The following is a 15,795-nucleotide window of genomic DNA, read 5'->3' as shown; positions in this document are numbered from 1 at the left end:
TGGAGCGACATATCGGGTTCGAACCGATGACCTATACCTTGGCAAGGTATCGCTCTACCAACTGAGCTAATGTCGCATTTTGTATCGCTGCTAAATTTGCCTTCAACATCCACAAAGGTATCGTCTATCCACCTTTGCCAACTGAGCTAATGTCGCATATCCTGCATTTAATGACTTGGTAAATCACTAAATTTGTAATTTGGAGCGACATATCGGGTTCGAACCGATGACCTATACCTTGGCAAGGTATCGCTCTACCAACTGAGCTAATGTCGCATAATTTTGTATTTAATGACTTGGTTAATCACTAAACTTGTATTTGGAGCGACATATCGGGTTCGAACCGATGACCTATACCTTGGCAAGGTATCGCTCTACCAACTGAGCTAATGTCGCCTTTACTTATTTGACGAGACAAACATGCCCGCATCAAAAAGTTGAGGCCGCATTATATGAAAAATTTATGCGGCTGCAACCCCTTCTTGCAGATTTATCTGCTGATCGGTCAAATTTTAAATACTTTGCTGCGGTAATACTGTAATTCAGCGATCGACTCTTGGATATCTTGCAGCGCTTGATGAGTGTTTTGCTTTTTGAAACCTGCCATAGTTTCAGGGCTCCAACGCTTCACTAGCTCCTTAACCGTGCTTACGTCTAGATTGCGATAATGGAAGTAGTCCTCCAATTCACGCATATAACGATTTAAGAAGCGACGGTCCTGACCCACGCTGTTACCACACATAGGCGAGACACCCTTAGGCACGTATTGCTCTAAAAATGCGATGGTTTGTGCAACAGCCTGCGCTTCGTTCACTTGGCTGGCACGCACTCTATCGATGAGGCCCGATTCACCGTGATGTTTTTGGTTCCAATCATCCATGGCCGCCAGTACTTCATCCGATTGATGAATAGCAATCACTGGCCCCTGACCGATAATATTGAGTTCTTGGTCTGTTACTAAGGTAGCAATTTCAATGACCCTATCGACATCGGGTTCTAACCCAGTCATTTCGAGATCGATCCAAATGAGATTATTTGCGTCTGCCGCCATAATTGCGCCTTATCATGTCAGTTAGCCTAAATTCAGGCTTTTTTATTCAAGAGCGTGTATCATACTGCTTTTTTCAAACACAAAATATCACCTAATTGACGAAGACAAACCAGTGAGTAAAAAGAAACCCCTAAGCCAAGGCCAATTACGCCGTATGCGCGCCAATCACGAGAAACGCCTCAATCGTGACAATGGTGATAAAAATGCGCCTGAGTTACAGGATAGCTCACTCGGCCCAGAACAGAGCGGAACCGTGATCTCCCGCTTTGGTCAACATGCCGATATTGAAACCGAAGATGGCCTGATTGTGCGCTGCAACATTCGCCGCACCATTAGCAGTTTAGTGACTGGCGATAAAGTGATTGTACGCTTAGCTATTGAAAGCCAAGCAAATAGTGGTATAGCTGGCATTGTGGAAGCAGTGCATCCAAGACGCTCTTCCCTCTCGCGCCCCGATTTATACGATGGCGTGAAAATTATCGCCTCGAATATCGACCAAATTTTGATTGTGTCTTCCGTATTACCTAGCTTTACCACCCAGATTATTGACCGCTATTTAGTGGCAGCCGAAGACACGGATATTCCGCCGATCATCATTTTGAACAAAATTGATCTGTTAACTCCGGAAGAAGCCCCCGCCATCGATGCAGCCTTAAAGCGCTACGAAGCCATTGGATATCCAGTATATAAGGTCAGCAGTAAGTTAGGCGAAGGCTTAGATACCATTAAAGCCCTGCTGAAAGATAAAGTGAGCGTATTTGCTGGCCAGTCTGGTGTGGGTAAATCCTCTCTGGTCAATGCCTTACTGCCCGAAGCCGAGCTACTGGTGGGCGATGTCTCCGACAACTCTGGGCTTGGACAACACACCACGACCACCGCTAAGTTACTGCATTTACCCAGTGGTGGTGATTTAATCGACTCCCCCGGCGTGCGCGAATTTGCCCTCTGGCACTTACCCGCCCAACGTGTCGGTTGGTGCTTTATCGAATTTCGTGACTTTTTAGGTGGCTGTAAATTCCGCGATTGTAAGCACGGCGATGACCCAGGCTGCGCCTTAAAAGCCGCAGTCGAAGCGGGTAAGATTAGTGAAGATCGCTTTAATAACTACCATCGTATTATCGCAAGCCTTGATGAACAGCGTCACGCTCGGCAATTTCGCGCCCAAAGCGATGAATAACGAGTACAACAAAGCCATCACAACGAATAGAATTAACGCAAAACAAGTCTCAACCTAAGTTGAGCAACATAAAGGAAAGGAACACAAATTGGATAAAGTTAAAATTGCGCTGCAGTACATGCTGCCAAAGCACCTGTTATCTCGCTTAGTCGGTAAACTTGCCGCTTCCGAAGCTGGCGCATTAACGACTGCCGCGATTAAATGGTTTATCAAGCAATATAAAATCGATATGAGCGAAGCGGCTCAGAGCGAACCTGAGGCTTATAAAAGCTTCAACGACTTTTTTACCCGTGCACTTAAGCCTGGTATTCGCCCAATTAATACTGCGGCCAACATCATGGTGCACCCCGTTGATGGAGCCGTCAGCCAACTTGGCCCCATCAAGGATGGGCGTATTTTCCAAGCTAAAGGCCATCACTATTCTTCACTCACTTTGCTTGGCGACCAAGCCGAAGATGCCAAACGCTTCGAAGGTGGTGATTTTGCGACAATTTATCTGGCTCCTAAGGATTATCACCGCATCCATATGCCGATTAAAGGCACCCTGTCGAAGATGACCTATGTGCCAGGTGAGTTGTTTTCCGTTAACCCATTAACGGCGCGCCATGTACCAGGCCTGTTTGCTCGCAACGAACGTGTTGTGGCGATTTTTGAAACCGAGCTTGGCCCACTGGCTATGGTATTAGTAGGCGCAACTATTGTGGCGAGCATCGAAACCGTTTGGGCAGGCACTATTACGCCGCCAACCGGTAAGCAAGTATTCACTTGGGAATATCCAACAGTAGGCCCTGACGCGATTACCTTAGAGAAAGGCGAAGAAATGGGTCGCTTCAAGCTTGGCAGTACCGTCGTCTTGCTGTTTGCCAAAGATGCTATCGACACCTTCGCCGAAGGCGTTGAACCCGAAGCCGTGACGCGTATGGGTCAAGCCTTTGCTAATCTGAAAAACCAGGCGTCAGCCGACTAATTACGGCGACCCAATTGAGCCAGACCAGTAAACCTTCGGGATTAATCGAATTACACTTAGCTGTGCTGATGTTTGGCGGCACAGCGTTGTTTTCAAAGTTAATCCCCTTAAGCGCTCTCGATATCACCTTCCTACGATGTGTTGTCGCGGCCTTGGTCTTGGCATTACTCATCAAATTCCGCGGTAAATACTTAAGCCTTGCTAGCAAACAGGATTATCTGGTTGCTATCGGCTTAGGTGTGATAGTCAGCTTGCACTGGGTCACCTACTTTGCCGCGATGCAACTCTCATCGGTCGCCATCGGCATGATTGCCTTCTTCACCTATCCGGTGATGACGGTGATTGCCGAGCCATTATTAACGGACAATAAAATCAAGCTGATGGATATTATCAGCGGCATTTTCGTGCTGATAGGTGTTGTACTGCTGATCCCCGAAGCCAATCTTGGCAACGACACGACTTTAGGAATTGCGATCGGTATTCTGTCGGCAATGTTATTTACCGCCCGTAACCTACTGCAAAAACGCTATTTTTCGCAATATAGTGGCCCCCACGCCATGTTTTATCAGACCCTAGTGGCGGCGGTGTTTCTTATGCCTTGGCATCAAACAGATCTGCAAAGCATCTCCCTTGAAACCTGGGGCTTGATTGTGCTGCTCGGGGTCGTGTTTACTGCCGCGCCCCATGCGCTGTTCACCTCGGCATTGCGCCAATTAAGTGCTAAAACAGTAGGACTAGTCTCCTGCCTTCAACCCTTTTATGGGGCCATGTTGGCTTTGCTGATTTTAGGTGAAGCACTGAATGTAAATACTTTGATAGGCGGAACCATCATAGTCGCCACCGCCATCTTTGAAACCCATCAATCCCACCAGTCACAACGGCGAAAAAAGAACATTTGAAACATACCAATCTTGGCCCAAGTTGGCTAAGATGAGTGCGTCTTTCGCCTCTAATTGCTTTTGCCTATATGCCACGTATTTTATTGTTCGTTATTGCTTTTTTGTCTTTTTCTCTCCATGCCAATTCGCCCTTGCAATTGGACAAGCGTCTTGGCCTAAACAACCAAAATCAGCAACAAAATATTAGCATTGACGATCAAATTGTTGAGCTTAAAAACAACATTGACAGACTGGCGGCCAATGCGAGCAGTTTTCAGCAGGCGCAGTTGGATTTTGAAAAAAATAAAAAGGTCATCGATCAGGGCTTAAAAGAGGCCACTAAGCCATTAAAGCTGGATAAAGGAACAGATCTTAACCAGCAAGCCTCGATGGCTTATTTACGCCTATCTGAGTTAAAAGAGAGCGAGGCGGCTCTCGGCAATCAAGTCAACGAACTACTACAGCGGCATAATCTACTGCCTTCCGTCATTGCCAATGCAAGACAAAATGTGCTGCAAAATAAAAAAACGGAATTGGCGCCTATCGATACGCCAGCGGGTGAATTACAACAAATACAGCGGATTTTCTTCGAACAGAGCCTTGCCACACATGAGGCCGAGCTTGCCAGTAGCCAAAAGCGCATCGAACTTACCCAGCTACAGTTACAGTTAGTTCGCCAGCAATTGAGCCAGCAAGAAGCTTTTATTGAAACTATCAATAAGGCGATCAACAAGCAGCGCCAACAACAAACCGATGCCACGCTGGCCAAGAATTTAGTCGATACCACTAAAGTCATCGATCCGATTACACGCAATATCGCCGATACCAATCAGATCTACGGCCAAAAACTGCAAACCTTAACCTTGCAAATCAATAACGTGGTAGAGCAGCAAGAACAGGCTGAGCTCCAATATCAATCCCAAGCCAAGCAACTTGCTAATATCCAAGAGCAAATTACTTGGGTCAAAATGAACTCCGCCTTTGGCGAACGCTTTTTGCAGATGTTGCAATCGCTGCCCAAACCGCCAAACCATGAAAAACTACAAACGCTTATCGCCGATGCGCGTCTCGACAGGTATCACCTAGAGCAACAGCAGGCGCTCAACGAACAAGAACTCGAACAAGCCAATCTCTATAATGAGGGGCAGATTAAGCTGCTGCGCTCACAACAAGCATTGCTGACTCAGCTAATGCAGAGTTATGACCAGTATTTGAGTGAACTAGGCAAGCTTAAAGTTAATTATCAGCAGCTTAGCCAACAGCACCTGACGCTAAAAAACACCCTAAACGAACATCTATTTTGGGTACCTAATGCCGCGAGCATTAACAAGCTCTGGCTCACCGATATTCAACGTAGCGCCCTATGGCTAATCCAACAGGCACAATGGGGACAACTGAGCAAAGCTTGGCAGGAGCAAAACGACTATTGGTCATGGTGGATCATTCTGCTAGTGCTCTGTTTAGTGGTTCAAGATTTAATAAAACCTAAATTCAATCGATTACTCGGCAACTATGCAACCTATGTAGGTAATGTGACTCAGGATAAATTTATTTATACCTTCAAATCCTTAGTCCTTAGCCTAGGTTATGCCCTCATCAAACCGCTACCCATAGTGGCAGCAGGATGGATTTTCTATCAATCAGACCGTAACTTTGTGCAAGCGGTCGGCATGGGAATTTTAGCAATAGGATTGGTTTACCTATTGTATCGATTGATTTTTATTCTTGCGCTAGATAAAGGCGTATTGGTAGGTCACTTCAAACGCCCCTCAAAACTGATTCAGGCAGGCCAGCTCAGGCTCAAACACTTTGTATTTGTCGCCAGTCCCTTGCTTGGCATTATGGGCTTTACCGAAATACTCGATGCCTCGCTTATCCGCAACAGCATTGGCCGCGGCGCATTTATCTGTTTTTGTGTGGTGTTATTCTTGTTATACAAGGATATTTTGCTATTAAGCCGGCAAAATAGCGTTGCTCAAAAAGAGGGGAAGAACAAACGGCTGATCCAAAAAATGCTCTGGGCATTGTTGATCGCTGTTCCCCTACTGAGCGCTGGGCTCGCCTTTAGGGGCTACTACTTCACCGCATTCCAAATGCTGTTGCAGTTGCAGCTATCGATCATATTGGGATTAAGCTTTTTACTGCTCTATCAATTAATTAAACGTTGGATGTTGATTGAGCGCCGCCGCATTGCCTTCGACCGCGCGAAAGCGAAACGGGCTGAGCGTTTAGCCCAACGGGAAAAGGGCGAAACACACCATAGCTCCAATGATGGCTTAGATACCTACGAAGAACCCGTAGTCGACCTCGAAACCATTTCGAGTCAGTCCCTTGGATTGGTGCGTTCCTTATTGCTACTGGCGTTTTTAGCCAGCTTGATTGGCCTGTGGACGCAAACCCATACGGCGCTGTTTTCCTTCTTGGATGGCATCACCCTCTGGACCACCAATACCAGCGTCAATGGTGTCGAGCAACAGTTGCCCATCACCATGAAATCGCTGTTATTCGGCTTAATCATCGTTGGCTTCTCGCTGATGATTGCGACCAATTTACCCGGTTTGCTTGAGCTGATGATCCTACAGCGTCTCGACCTGACACCGGGCACTGGCTTTGCTATCACCACAGTAAGTCGTTATTTAGTGGTATTTTTAGGCCTGCTGATTGGCTTTTCAAATCTCGGGATGGAATGGTCAAAACTGCAATGGTTGATTGCAGCCTTGTCACTGGGTCTCGGTTTTGGTTTGCAGGAGATTTTTGCCAACTTTATCTCGGGTTTGATTATTCTGTTCGAAAAGCCAGTGCGTATTGGCGATACGGTGACAATCCGCGATCTCACCGGGACTGTGAGTAAAATCCAGATCCGTGCCACCACCATTATCGACTGGGACAGAAAGGAAATTATCATTCCTAACAAGGCTTTTATTACCGAGCAATTGATTAACTGGTCGCTGTCGGACCCTATTACCCGTGTCATTGTTTATGTGTCGGTTGCCCGCGATTCGGATCCAGCAAAAGTGGAAGCCACGCTTTATCAAGCTGTTCAGGAATGCGAAGATGCGCTGCCGAATCCAGAGCCAGAAGTGTGGTTTGCAGGCTTTGGTAAACATACTCAAGACTATGAAGTACGAGCCTATGCAAAAGATATGTCGGCACGCTGGCCACTACGCCACGATCTGCACAAACGTATTACCCGTAAGCTTAAAGAAAACAACTTAGAACTCGCCTATCCGCAAATGGAAATCCATATTAAAAATGGCCAAACTCGCGATCAGGTCGGCATAATCCGCAGTTAATAGGAAAAATCACATGCTTATTTTTGCTCACCGTGGTGCCAGCGGTTATGTGGCAGAAAATACCTTAGCCGCCATGGCCAAAGCGATTGAATTAGGCGCCAAAGCCATTGAGTTGGATGTGCACAATGTCGAAGGTGAGTTAGTCGTATTTCATGACCGCAGGCTCGACAATAAAAGCTCAGGCCAAGGCATTATCCATTTAGTAAGTAGGGACTACCTAGAGCAAGTCACGGTTAAAGGCGAACCCATTCCCACACTTTGGCAAGTGCTCGAACTGGTCGCAGGTCGTGCCACAGTAAACATTGAACTTAAAGGCGTAAATACAGTAACGCCACTCCTCGAACTTTATCCCAAAGCCATCACCGAGCTAGGGTTCAGTAACGAGCAATTACTGATTTCCTCCTTTAATCATCCTTATTTACAGCAAGTTAAACAGGCTCTGCCACAGGCATTAGTGGCACCCTTGCTCGCCAGTATTCCCCTCGATGGCGCAGCGGTCGTAAGCGAGCTAAACGCATATTCTCTGCATTTAGATGTGAGTTTTATCAGCCAAGCTCTAGTGGATGACGCCCACCAAAGAGGCGCTAAGGTGTATGTTTACACCGTCGATCACAGCGATGATATTCATGCACTTAAGCAGCTTGGTGTCGATGGCATCTTTAGCAATTACCCCGACCGTGCGATGCAGGCGCTAGCACACCCGACCAATACAGATTATCGTGGTTATTTCGAATAACCGCATTACACGGACTTAACGCCTTAAGCTTGGCTATTTCGCTGTGCCCAATAGCCGATAAAAATAAACATGGCAACGATCAGCAAAAACATCCAATGGGATGGCATGGCAACGATTTGCCTTGCCACCCAAGGCGTGGCTTTAACGATCAATAGACCATAACCAAAGGCATTCACAATAATAAAAACCAAGGTTCTCAGGATAAAAGAGTGACCAACTAAATACCGTCTGATGATGCGATTCATATCGGCTGAAAACACTAAAATCAAACACACCACCATGGCCGTGGCGATATCGAAGGACCAAGGACGCAACATATTTCCTAAATGGCCAATAATGGCGACTAACTGATCAAACATAAGACTCAACCTAAATAGCGCTGCAAAAATTAAAACAAGACAGCAGCATATTGAAAAATAACGACAACCAAGCATAAAGGGAGACGACATGGGGCACAAGTTACTCTTACTCACTAAGGCGAATGAACAATATCGCCAGCTCATTGAGGCGCAGCAGTTGCCCGACCTTGAGTTGCTTGATGATAATCCCACCAATATTACACAGGCCGATATCTGGCTTGCCGAACCCAAACTTGCCGCACCGCTAGTGCCCCATGCCAAAGAGCTAAAATGGTTGCAATCCAGTTTTGCGGGCATTGATGCCCTGATGGGGCCAAGGGCGAGAAAGGATTATCAACTCACGAACATCAAAGGGATTTTCGGCCCCTTGATGAGTGAGTATTTGTTTGGTTATCTGCTCGCCCACGTGCGAGGACACCATTTCTACCAAGCGCAACAACGGCAAAAATCTTGGCAAGTGCAAAATGCTACGCGCAGCAGCTTGCAAGAGATGCGATTATTACTCTTAGGCACAGGTTCCATCGCCCAGCACGTGGCCAAGACGGCTAAACAGTTCGGCATTCATGTTACTGGGATAAACCGCAGCGGCCGTGAGGTCGAGGGCTTTGATGTAATTTTGCCGCTCTCACAGCTCGCACAATGCTTAAGCCACAACGATGTGGTCACTAACTTACTGCCAAGTACACCAGAAACGCGCCAGCTTCTGAATGAGTCAATGCTCGCTAAGCTCAAAGCCGATGCGATTTTGGTAAATGTTGGCCGCGGTGATGTACTCGATCTCGATGCCCTCAATGCCCAGCTGATTGCCCAACCTGCGCAGCATGCCATTCTCGATGTGTTCATGCAGGAGCCACTCCCTGCAACGCATCCGATTTGGGAGAGGCCAAACGTCATTATCACGCCCCATATCTCAGCGCCGAGTCAACCTGAGCAAATCATTCGTATTTTTAGCGACAACTATCGCCGCTACATCGCAGCAGAGCCCTTGCAAAATCAGGTCAATTTTACTCAGGGCTATTAATCGAGGCTCAATCCCTACGGCAGAAAAGAAAAGGCAATCAAAGATTGATTGCCTTTTGATTCAAACTTTTGGATAGCGACGATACTAAACTTTAAAACTGCGTTTTAAAAACTGCCCAACCAACACGGTATGGGAATCCATTTCGCTAATCACTTCATCATTGAGGTCAACCATTTCACAGCCAAGTTGGTGGCTGGAATGGGTAAACTGTGACACATTAACCACGCTTCGGTTCATCTCATTCGCCACACTCGATTGCTCTTCCACCGCACTGGCAATATGGTGATTCATATCGGTAATGGTCACTATGGCCTCACGTATGGTACGCAGCGCCGCACCGGCTAAATCCGCTGTGGTAATACATTCGGAGGCGGCTTCAACCCCTTCATGCATACTTTGCACAGCTTTATTTGTCCCCTGCTGCAACAGATTAATCATACTGTGGATTTCCTTTGTTGCATCATGGGTACGTTTCGCTAACGCCCGCACCTCATCGGCAACAACCGCAAAACCACGTCCTTGCTCCCCTGCCCGCGCAGCTTCAATGGCGGCATTTAATGCCAATAGGTTTGTTTGCTCTGCAATGCTTTGAATGACATCCAGCACCCTACCAATATCTTTACTATGCCCTTCTAATTCGCTGATTACTTTCGAGGTTTCGTGCAACTGTTGCGCCATGGCCTGAATAGATTGAATCGTACTCAGCACAGTTTTATCGCCGTTGATTGTTTGCTCTGAAGCCATCTGCGAAGCGCTAGCCGCATCGGCACAGTTAGAAGACATATCACCAAGGGTTGCAGTCATTTGCTGCATTGCAGTTGCTACTTGCTCGATCTCAGAAAGCTGTGACTGGCTTGTATTTTGAATTTCTTCGCCTTTTGCCGCTGATACTTTGGCTTCTTGAGTCACCTTATCGCAGGAATCACGGGCACGACCTAGCACAGATTTTAACTCTGAGTTTTGCATTTGCAGTGCAAGCTCTATCGCGCCAACATCATCGGATTGTCCAGTGTAGATATATGCCATTAAAGGGTTATCGTAGATTTTCTTTGCCTTGGCGACCAAAGTCCGATACCGACCTAAAATCAAATTACCGCCAATAAACAGCACTAAGGCGCTGATGGCTAGCGCCATAAATCCCACCACTCCCACTTGCAGCGCCAAATACAGCATGGGCAACAAAGCCGCAAACACTAAAAGCGCCAACTTAGTTGGCATATCCAAGATTCGTTTTAACGCGTTAACATGGCCGCTTTTATTTAACTCGGCGTAGGCCGCCTCTGCTCTGTTGATCTGTTCGCGGCTGGGTTTAGTCCGTACCGACTGAAACTCGGCCACCTGGCCATTAATAACAATGGGAGATACATAAGCATCAACCCAATAATGGTCACCATTGGCACAGCGGTTTTTAACAATGCCTTTCCAAGGTTCACCTTTACGGATAGTTTTCCAGAGGTCTTCAAACGCTTGAGGGGGCATATCGGGGTGACGCACCATATTGTGGGGTTGCCCCAACATCTCATTGAGGGTATATCCCGCTACAGTGCAAAAGGATTGATTGGCGTAGGTTATATGACTCTGAGTGTCAGTAGTCGACAGTAAAATCCAATCCGCTGGATAGTCATATTCACGTTGTGTTACAGGCAAATTTTTTCTCATGATAACCCTTGGATCTATTATGAATTTATTATTCAGTCATCCATGAGCTATCCTTCCCTGATACCAATTCAATCATCCATTTTGATCTAAACACTCAGCCTTGGTTCACGCTCTTTGAGATTAGCTCAAAAAATGTGCTGAAGGTAACAAAATAGAAAATTGACAAAACAAGACCACCAACAATATTGCATTTGATAAGCGTTTTCATTTAGAATTGACCCAACTTATGTTGGAGTTCCAAAAATGTACGTTTGTCTTTGTCACGCCATCACAGATACTCAGATCAAAAACGCAGTAAGCCAAGGCGATACAAGTCTTGCTGACGTTAAAAAGCGTTTAGGCGTTGCCGATCAATGCGGCAAATGCGCAAGAATGGCCGTACAAATCATCCAAAACCAACTCGAAATCGAACCTAATTACTACGAAGTCGCTTAACTTAGAATCTTCAACCCCTTTAAGCAAAACATCATTTTTGTGTTAACTGCTATTCCTAATCGCTAACATCCACATCGTTTTGAGATATTGCACAATATCAAGCTTAAAAACAGATATTGCCGCACATCCCCTCAATGAGACATCCCACTCAGTCAACAGCACAAATGCTTGTCGCTCAATGGGATTCACTCTGTTTATCGGCGTTTTAATAAATACGCAGCTTCATTCAACCAAGGGACTTCTTTCTTAACAAACCTCGGGTTGTCCGCAAGCACGTCCTGACAATCCAAGAGCTGGATTTCAAAATCGTCACTTAAATGTGTTTCTACCCAAGTTGGCGACACCGCAAAAGGTGGTCCACTTAAAGCGTCCTGCGGGTAGTCTAAGGTCACCAATAACCCAACACTGCCCGAAGGCAATAACTGCGCTAATTGCTTGGCATATTGCGCCCGCATACTCTCGGGCCAGGCAATCAAGGCAGCGCGATCATAAAAACCACTCACCTTAGCGGTAATAGACTGAGGTAAGGTGAAGATATCGCCTTGATACAAACTTATCTGTTCGGTTTGGTAATGCTGATGTTCGCCCTCTGCACTTTGCTGCATTGGCAATTGGTTATCGCTAAAAAACTGTTGAACAGCGAGTTCATTCAACTCACAACCAATCACTTGATGCCCCTGCTCGGCTAAAAAACACATATCCAAAGACTTACCACACAGGGGAACAAAAACCTTGGCATCGGCGGGAAGCGCCAATTGATGCCAATACGTGACGAGGAAAGGATTAACGTCTTGTTGATGAAAACCAATCTGTTGTTGCTGCCACTTCTCGTGCCAAAAACCAGGTTCCATAGGTATATCTCAAAAGGCTAAAGTTATCCTTACTCTAATGGCATTTACGAGTGGATGCAAAATCTCAAATACGGCAAGTTAATCATAGCGATGGAAATAGTTAATGATTAAGACAATGCTTCTTGCACCCGGCGTAACCAAGCACAGTTATCACATTGGCATTGGCGACGGGAAAGATGGTGTGGGCTGAGTGAAGAATCAATAAAGTCGACGGCAATAAGCAATTGCTGCTTAAGCTCGGAGATGGATTTTTGTTCGACGGCCACCAGCTCATCATTCTGGTTCATCCAGATACACTCCATACCTTGGTGGCATGTTAGACACTGCTCATCGCTATCATTAAAAAATACCGCATGTGGACAATGAGTCACTTCCATTGACTGTAAAATTCGCTTACGCGGAAACTCTAATAACTCGATCAATAAAGCCTTATCTGGGGCGGGCATATGCCCTCCTTAAATCCACTTTGTCCACGGGAAATTTAACAAAAATATATCCCAATCCAATGTGCTTAAGATTACCTAGACTCTATACGATTTAACTTGATATAAATCAAAGTCAGCGACGAAATGATGGGATAGGTGAGCCGCAAACAGTGCGCATTTTATCCTCTTAAAATAAATCTCCGCTCCTATTTGCTTAACATACCCGCTTGCTGTTTAAATAACCCAAACAAGGAGCCTCGCATTGCAAACACCCCAACTACAACATTTTTACATTTCCGAAGAGCAATCGATTTATTTGCTCAAGGCTAACGATGCCCGCAAGCACAAGGCGTGGATCCGTTTATGTAAACAACAGTTAAGTAAGTTGGGTTATCGAGAGATTGAGTTTATCGGTAAGGGGGCTTATGGCTTTGTGTTTGCGGGAATTAATCAGGCCGACGAAGCCCATGTATTTAAATTCTCAAGAATTAATCTGCCGCAGCATATTCAAGACCGCTTAGAGGAAGAAGCCTTTATGCTGTCCTTGCTTAAACACCCCAATATTCCGGGGGCGATCAAATTTGAGCGGGTCGGCAAACAAGGGATTTTAGTGATGGAGCGGGCTAAGGGCGAAGATCTCGAGCAGCTTTGCCGCCGCTTAGGCGCTCTGCCCCCCGCGATGGTAATGAGTATAGCCCGCCAACTCGCCGATATTCTCTACTATCTACGCACTGGCAAACCCTTAGTACATGGCGATATTAAGCCTTCAAACCTTGTCTATGATATTGAAAGCCAACACTTATCCTTAATCGACTGGGGCTCCGCCGTGTTTGCGCAACGGGATGAACATAACAAGGCCGTCGAAGACAATGTGATGACGCTGATGTCGAGCGATCAGCAACACACTAATGCTCGCATGGGAGATGTGTATTTTATTGGCGAAGAACAGCTAAACGGCGCACTCTCCAGCCCACGCTTTGACGAGCAAGGCGTCGCAGCAACTTTATATGCCTTAGCCTCTGGACAAGCCAGTCGGTTCGGTGCGCAGGTTATCCCGCCCACCAGCATTGGCTTACCGATGGAATTAGCGCGCACCTTGGAAGGCATGCTCAGTAGTGATGCCGTGCAGCGCAATCTAGCGGGAGATTATTTTCTCAAAAGCATGCGCCACAGCCATAGATTGCACTTACCTGAATTGCCAAAAGCTGAGCTGATGGGGGACATCCCCGTCTGGGTCCAATCCCGTGAAAAAGATGTCGAAACCGTCAGTTACAGTTCGCGTAAATCATTCTTAAAAGAACATAATGCTTACGATCCCATCGCCAAGATGGACGATATTCAACTCGAAAAATACTATCGCAACTTCTTAGCTGGCATGGGCGACACCGAAAAAGGCTTTATCGCCGCCGTGGGTCGTCTAGGCCAATATCCGATCGTGGGCGGACTAGCGATTCATTGGCAAGAAACCGGCGTGTTTATTGATTCTAATCTTGCCATTTACGATGCCAAACAAAAAAGCGCGCTCATCATCGCCGTTAATAATATGGTGACCCTCGCACGGGGAATTAAACGGATCGGCGTCTTTAAGGCCTGCTTTTTTAACGCCAGGGATACGCTGCATATCGAGCGTGAAAACATTCACGAACCTTTTGTCGCCAGTGCCGATTTACAACTGCCCTTTGAAGTGGGCGATGTGCCAACCCTCGAGGATAAATCGCGGCTGCATTCTTACTTTGAAGATGGTAAGGATCCGGATGAAAACCTTGAACTACCGAACGAAATTATGGAGGAATTGGCGAGGATCAACCAAATCCACCATACGGGTTGCATTATTTTTGAAGCCCTACCGAACCACTTAAAGATCCACAGTTACTTAAAGTTGCTCAACCCGCGTAAACAGGCGGCGTTTCGCGCCAGCCTCGACCGCATTTTGCATTATGTCGGTAAAATTCAAGGTCATGGCGTTTCCGGCTTTATGAAACTGCCCTATAAAAATACCCGTCGCTTTACCCATATTGAACGTAAGCCCGAGTATTTTTATCCTAAAAATCCAAAAGAAATAGGCGCTTAACGATTCTCTTCGTTAGCGCCTATTATGCTGATAGCCCAAGCAAGACTAGATAGGTGAGCCTGGCGGTAAAGTTAAGGGCTTAGGGATAAGTTTTTTATTAGCATCCAAGAGCCCCGCACTAAGGCCCTGCTCCAAACCGTTATAGTGGGCAGCCACTTTAGCATTGGCTCGGTTAGCTTTGGCTTTGAGCTGCTTTATCACAAATTGAGCACGTTCAAAGAGCGCAGCCTTAACCTCTGGCGCAGTTTGCGGATCGTGGTAGGTCGACAAGAATTCATCGATCACCACCGCATTAACGCGCATCCACACACCTTCAACTAAGCCAAGCTTATCTTCCTGATATAACGTCGCGGCAAACAACTTATTCAGTAGGGTCTCAACCGAGAGTTGCTCATTATCGGCCATCGCCGCTTGGCTCACACGATTTAAGCGTTTTGGCATGAGCAGTAAGCTTACAGTGTGGCGAGCAGACACTTCTGCCATGCCAAGGGGATCGCTCGCCACCCCAAGCCCCGATTCAAACGACTCCCGCGTTGGCTGATAATTGCCCGCTTTAGGGACTAAAGTGTCTAACAATGTTTGTGGGACAGTTAGACTTGCTGCATCTAAGGTGCTTAACAACGCATCGAGACCCGACAATTGTAATGGCGGTGCAATATAGCTCCAGCGACCGCCCTCACCGATAGACAAATAGTGATAGTCGGTGCCGCCAATAAATTTTGCGACAGCCTCGATTTGGTAACGATTGAGTAGATAGATAGGTACAAAAGCATCGACCAATTCACCAAGCGGCTCGCCAGGCAATAAGGCCGCTCGACTGAAGCCTTCAATCGCCTTGGCACGAATGCGATTTAGCTCCAATAGTTGAGCGA

Annotated in this window: 14 protein-coding genes and 3 tRNA genes; 8 read left to right on the top strand and 9 right to left on the bottom strand. The window is 46.6% G+C overall.

Annotated elements, in window-relative coordinates:
• The 4 genes from L976_RS04625 to orn form a co-directional block, all read right to left on the bottom strand.
• Positions 1 to 76 (bottom strand) — tRNA-Gly (locus L976_RS04625).
• A gap of 124 nt (positions 77 to 200) precedes the next feature.
• A tRNA-Gly gene (locus L976_RS04620) sits at positions 201 to 276 on the bottom strand.
• 44 nt (positions 277 to 320) lie between these two features.
• A tRNA-Gly gene (locus tag L976_RS04615) sits at positions 321 to 396 on the bottom strand.
• Between the two features lie 109 nt (positions 397 to 505).
• Positions 506 to 1,051 (bottom strand): oligoribonuclease, encoded by a 546-nt coding sequence (gene orn, locus L976_RS04610; RefSeq protein WP_037426972.1) that lies wholly within the window; start codon positions 1,049 to 1,051, stop codon positions 506 to 508.
• A 112-nt stretch (positions 1,052 to 1,163) separates the two neighbouring features.
• On the opposite strand from orn, the gene rsgA reads away from it, so the two are divergent.
• The 5 genes from rsgA to L976_RS04585 all read left to right on the top strand — a co-directional run bounded on the left by rsgA (position 1,164) and on the right by L976_RS04585 (position 8,102).
• Positions 1,164 to 2,228 (top strand): small ribosomal subunit biogenesis GTPase RsgA, encoded by a 1,065-nt coding sequence (gene rsgA / locus L976_RS04605; protein ID WP_047534699.1) that lies wholly within the window; start codon positions 1,164 to 1,166, stop codon positions 2,226 to 2,228.
• 88 nt (positions 2,229 to 2,316) lie between these two features.
• Entirely contained in the window at positions 2,317 to 3,195 is an 879-nt protein-coding gene (gene asd / locus L976_RS04600) for an archaetidylserine decarboxylase (RefSeq protein WP_047534693.1), read from the top strand.
• Between the two features lie 14 nt (positions 3,196 to 3,209).
• A complete protein-coding gene (locus L976_RS04595) occupies positions 3,210 to 4,094 on the top strand; it encodes a DMT family transporter (protein WP_047534690.1) in 885 nt (294 codons plus the stop codon).
• Between the two features lie 68 nt (positions 4,095 to 4,162).
• Positions 4,163 to 7,366 carry a mechanosensitive ion channel domain-containing protein gene (locus L976_RS04590; protein WP_047540141.1) on the top strand — a complete coding sequence of 1,068 codons (3,204 nt, stop codon included), beginning with the start codon at positions 4,163 to 4,165 and terminating at the stop codon, positions 7,364 to 7,366.
• Between the two features lie 13 nt (positions 7,367 to 7,379).
• Positions 7,380 to 8,102, top strand: a complete 723-nt coding sequence (locus L976_RS04585; protein ID WP_047534687.1) for a glycerophosphodiester phosphodiesterase — start codon at positions 7,380 to 7,382, stop codon at positions 8,100 to 8,102.
• A gap of 23 nt (positions 8,103 to 8,125) precedes the next feature.
• Here L976_RS04585 and L976_RS04580 read toward each other — a convergent pair whose 3' ends face one another.
• Entirely contained in the window at positions 8,126 to 8,461 is a 336-nt protein-coding gene (locus L976_RS04580) for a DUF3392 domain-containing protein (RefSeq protein WP_047534684.1), read from the bottom strand.
• A gap of 88 nt (positions 8,462 to 8,549) precedes the next feature.
• Between L976_RS04580 and L976_RS04575 the strand changes: the two genes are divergently transcribed.
• Positions 8,550 to 9,482 (top strand): D-2-hydroxyacid dehydrogenase, encoded by a 933-nt coding sequence (locus L976_RS04575; RefSeq protein ID WP_047534681.1) that lies wholly within the window; start codon positions 8,550 to 8,552, stop codon positions 9,480 to 9,482.
• An 84-nt stretch (positions 9,483 to 9,566) separates the two neighbouring features.
• On the opposite strand, the gene L976_RS04570 is transcribed toward L976_RS04575, so the two are convergent.
• Complete coding sequence (locus L976_RS04570) at positions 9,567 to 11,141, bottom strand: methyl-accepting chemotaxis protein (protein ID WP_037426956.1); 1,575 nt, start codon at positions 11,139 to 11,141, stop codon at positions 9,567 to 9,569.
• Between the two features lie 243 nt (positions 11,142 to 11,384).
• Here L976_RS04570 and L976_RS04565 point away from each other — a divergent pair, with 243 nt between their 5' ends.
• Positions 11,385 to 11,576, top strand: coding sequence for a bacterioferritin-associated ferredoxin (locus L976_RS04565; protein WP_037414050.1), 192 nt, complete (start codon positions 11,385 to 11,387; stop codon positions 11,574 to 11,576).
• A 194-nt stretch (positions 11,577 to 11,770) separates the two neighbouring features.
• On the opposite strand, the gene L976_RS04560 is transcribed toward L976_RS04565, so the two are convergent.
• Positions 11,771 to 12,427 (bottom strand): thiopurine S-methyltransferase, encoded by a 657-nt coding sequence (locus tag L976_RS04560; RefSeq protein ID WP_047534679.1) that lies wholly within the window; start codon positions 12,425 to 12,427, stop codon positions 11,771 to 11,773.
• A 107-nt stretch (positions 12,428 to 12,534) separates the two neighbouring features.
• Entirely contained in the window at positions 12,535 to 12,873 is a 339-nt protein-coding gene (locus L976_RS04555) for a hypothetical protein (protein ID WP_037414054.1), read from the bottom strand.
• A 241-nt stretch (positions 12,874 to 13,114) separates the two neighbouring features.
• Between L976_RS04555 and L976_RS04550 the strand changes: the two genes are divergently transcribed.
• Positions 13,115 to 14,923, top strand: a complete 1,809-nt coding sequence (locus L976_RS04550; protein WP_037414055.1) for a protein kinase domain-containing protein — start codon at positions 13,115 to 13,117, stop codon at positions 14,921 to 14,923.
• Positions 14,924 to 14,968: 45 nt separating this feature from the next.
• On the opposite strand, the gene L976_RS04545 is transcribed toward L976_RS04550, so the two are convergent.
• On the bottom strand, positions 14,969 to 15,795 hold an 827-nt coding region (locus tag L976_RS04545; RefSeq protein ID WP_197062268.1), incomplete at its 5' end, for a zinc-dependent metalloprotease.

The organism is Shewanella sp. ZOR0012 (assembly GCF_000798835.1).
Classification (GTDB): Bacteria; Pseudomonadota; Gammaproteobacteria; order Enterobacterales; family Shewanellaceae; genus Shewanella; species Shewanella xiamenensis.
This window is presented reverse-complemented; position numbering and strand designations above follow the sequence as displayed.

What these genes read in the sequence shown, in the direction of transcription:
- orn (WP_037426972.1), bottom strand. Translation starts at nt 1,051, where the DNA reads ATGGCGGCAGACGCAAATAATCTCATTTGGATCGATCTCGAAATGACT.
- L976_RS04560 (WP_047534679.1), bottom strand. Translation starts at nt 12,427, where the DNA reads ATGGAACCTGGTTTTTGGCACGAGAAGTGGCAGCAACAACAGATTGGT.
- L976_RS04570 (WP_037426956.1), bottom strand. Translation starts at nt 11,141, where the DNA reads ATGAGAAAAAATTTGCCTGTAACACAACGTGAATATGACTATCCAGCG.
- L976_RS04590 (WP_047540141.1), top strand. Translation starts at nt 4,163, where the DNA reads ATGCCACGTATTTTATTGTTCGTTATTGCTTTTTTGTCTTTTTCTCTC.
- L976_RS04565 (WP_037414050.1), top strand. Translation starts at nt 11,385, where the DNA reads ATGTACGTTTGTCTTTGTCACGCCATCACAGATACTCAGATCAAAAAC.
- L976_RS04555 (WP_037414054.1), bottom strand. Translation starts at nt 12,873, where the DNA reads ATGCCCGCCCCAGATAAGGCTTTATTGATCGAGTTATTAGAGTTTCCG.
- L976_RS04575 (WP_047534681.1), top strand. Translation starts at nt 8,550, where the DNA reads ATGGGGCACAAGTTACTCTTACTCACTAAGGCGAATGAACAATATCGC.
- L976_RS04585 (WP_047534687.1), top strand. Translation starts at nt 7,380, where the DNA reads ATGCTTATTTTTGCTCACCGTGGTGCCAGCGGTTATGTGGCAGAAAAT.
- L976_RS04580 (WP_047534684.1), bottom strand. Translation starts at nt 8,461, where the DNA reads ATGTTTGATCAGTTAGTCGCCATTATTGGCCATTTAGGAAATATGTTG.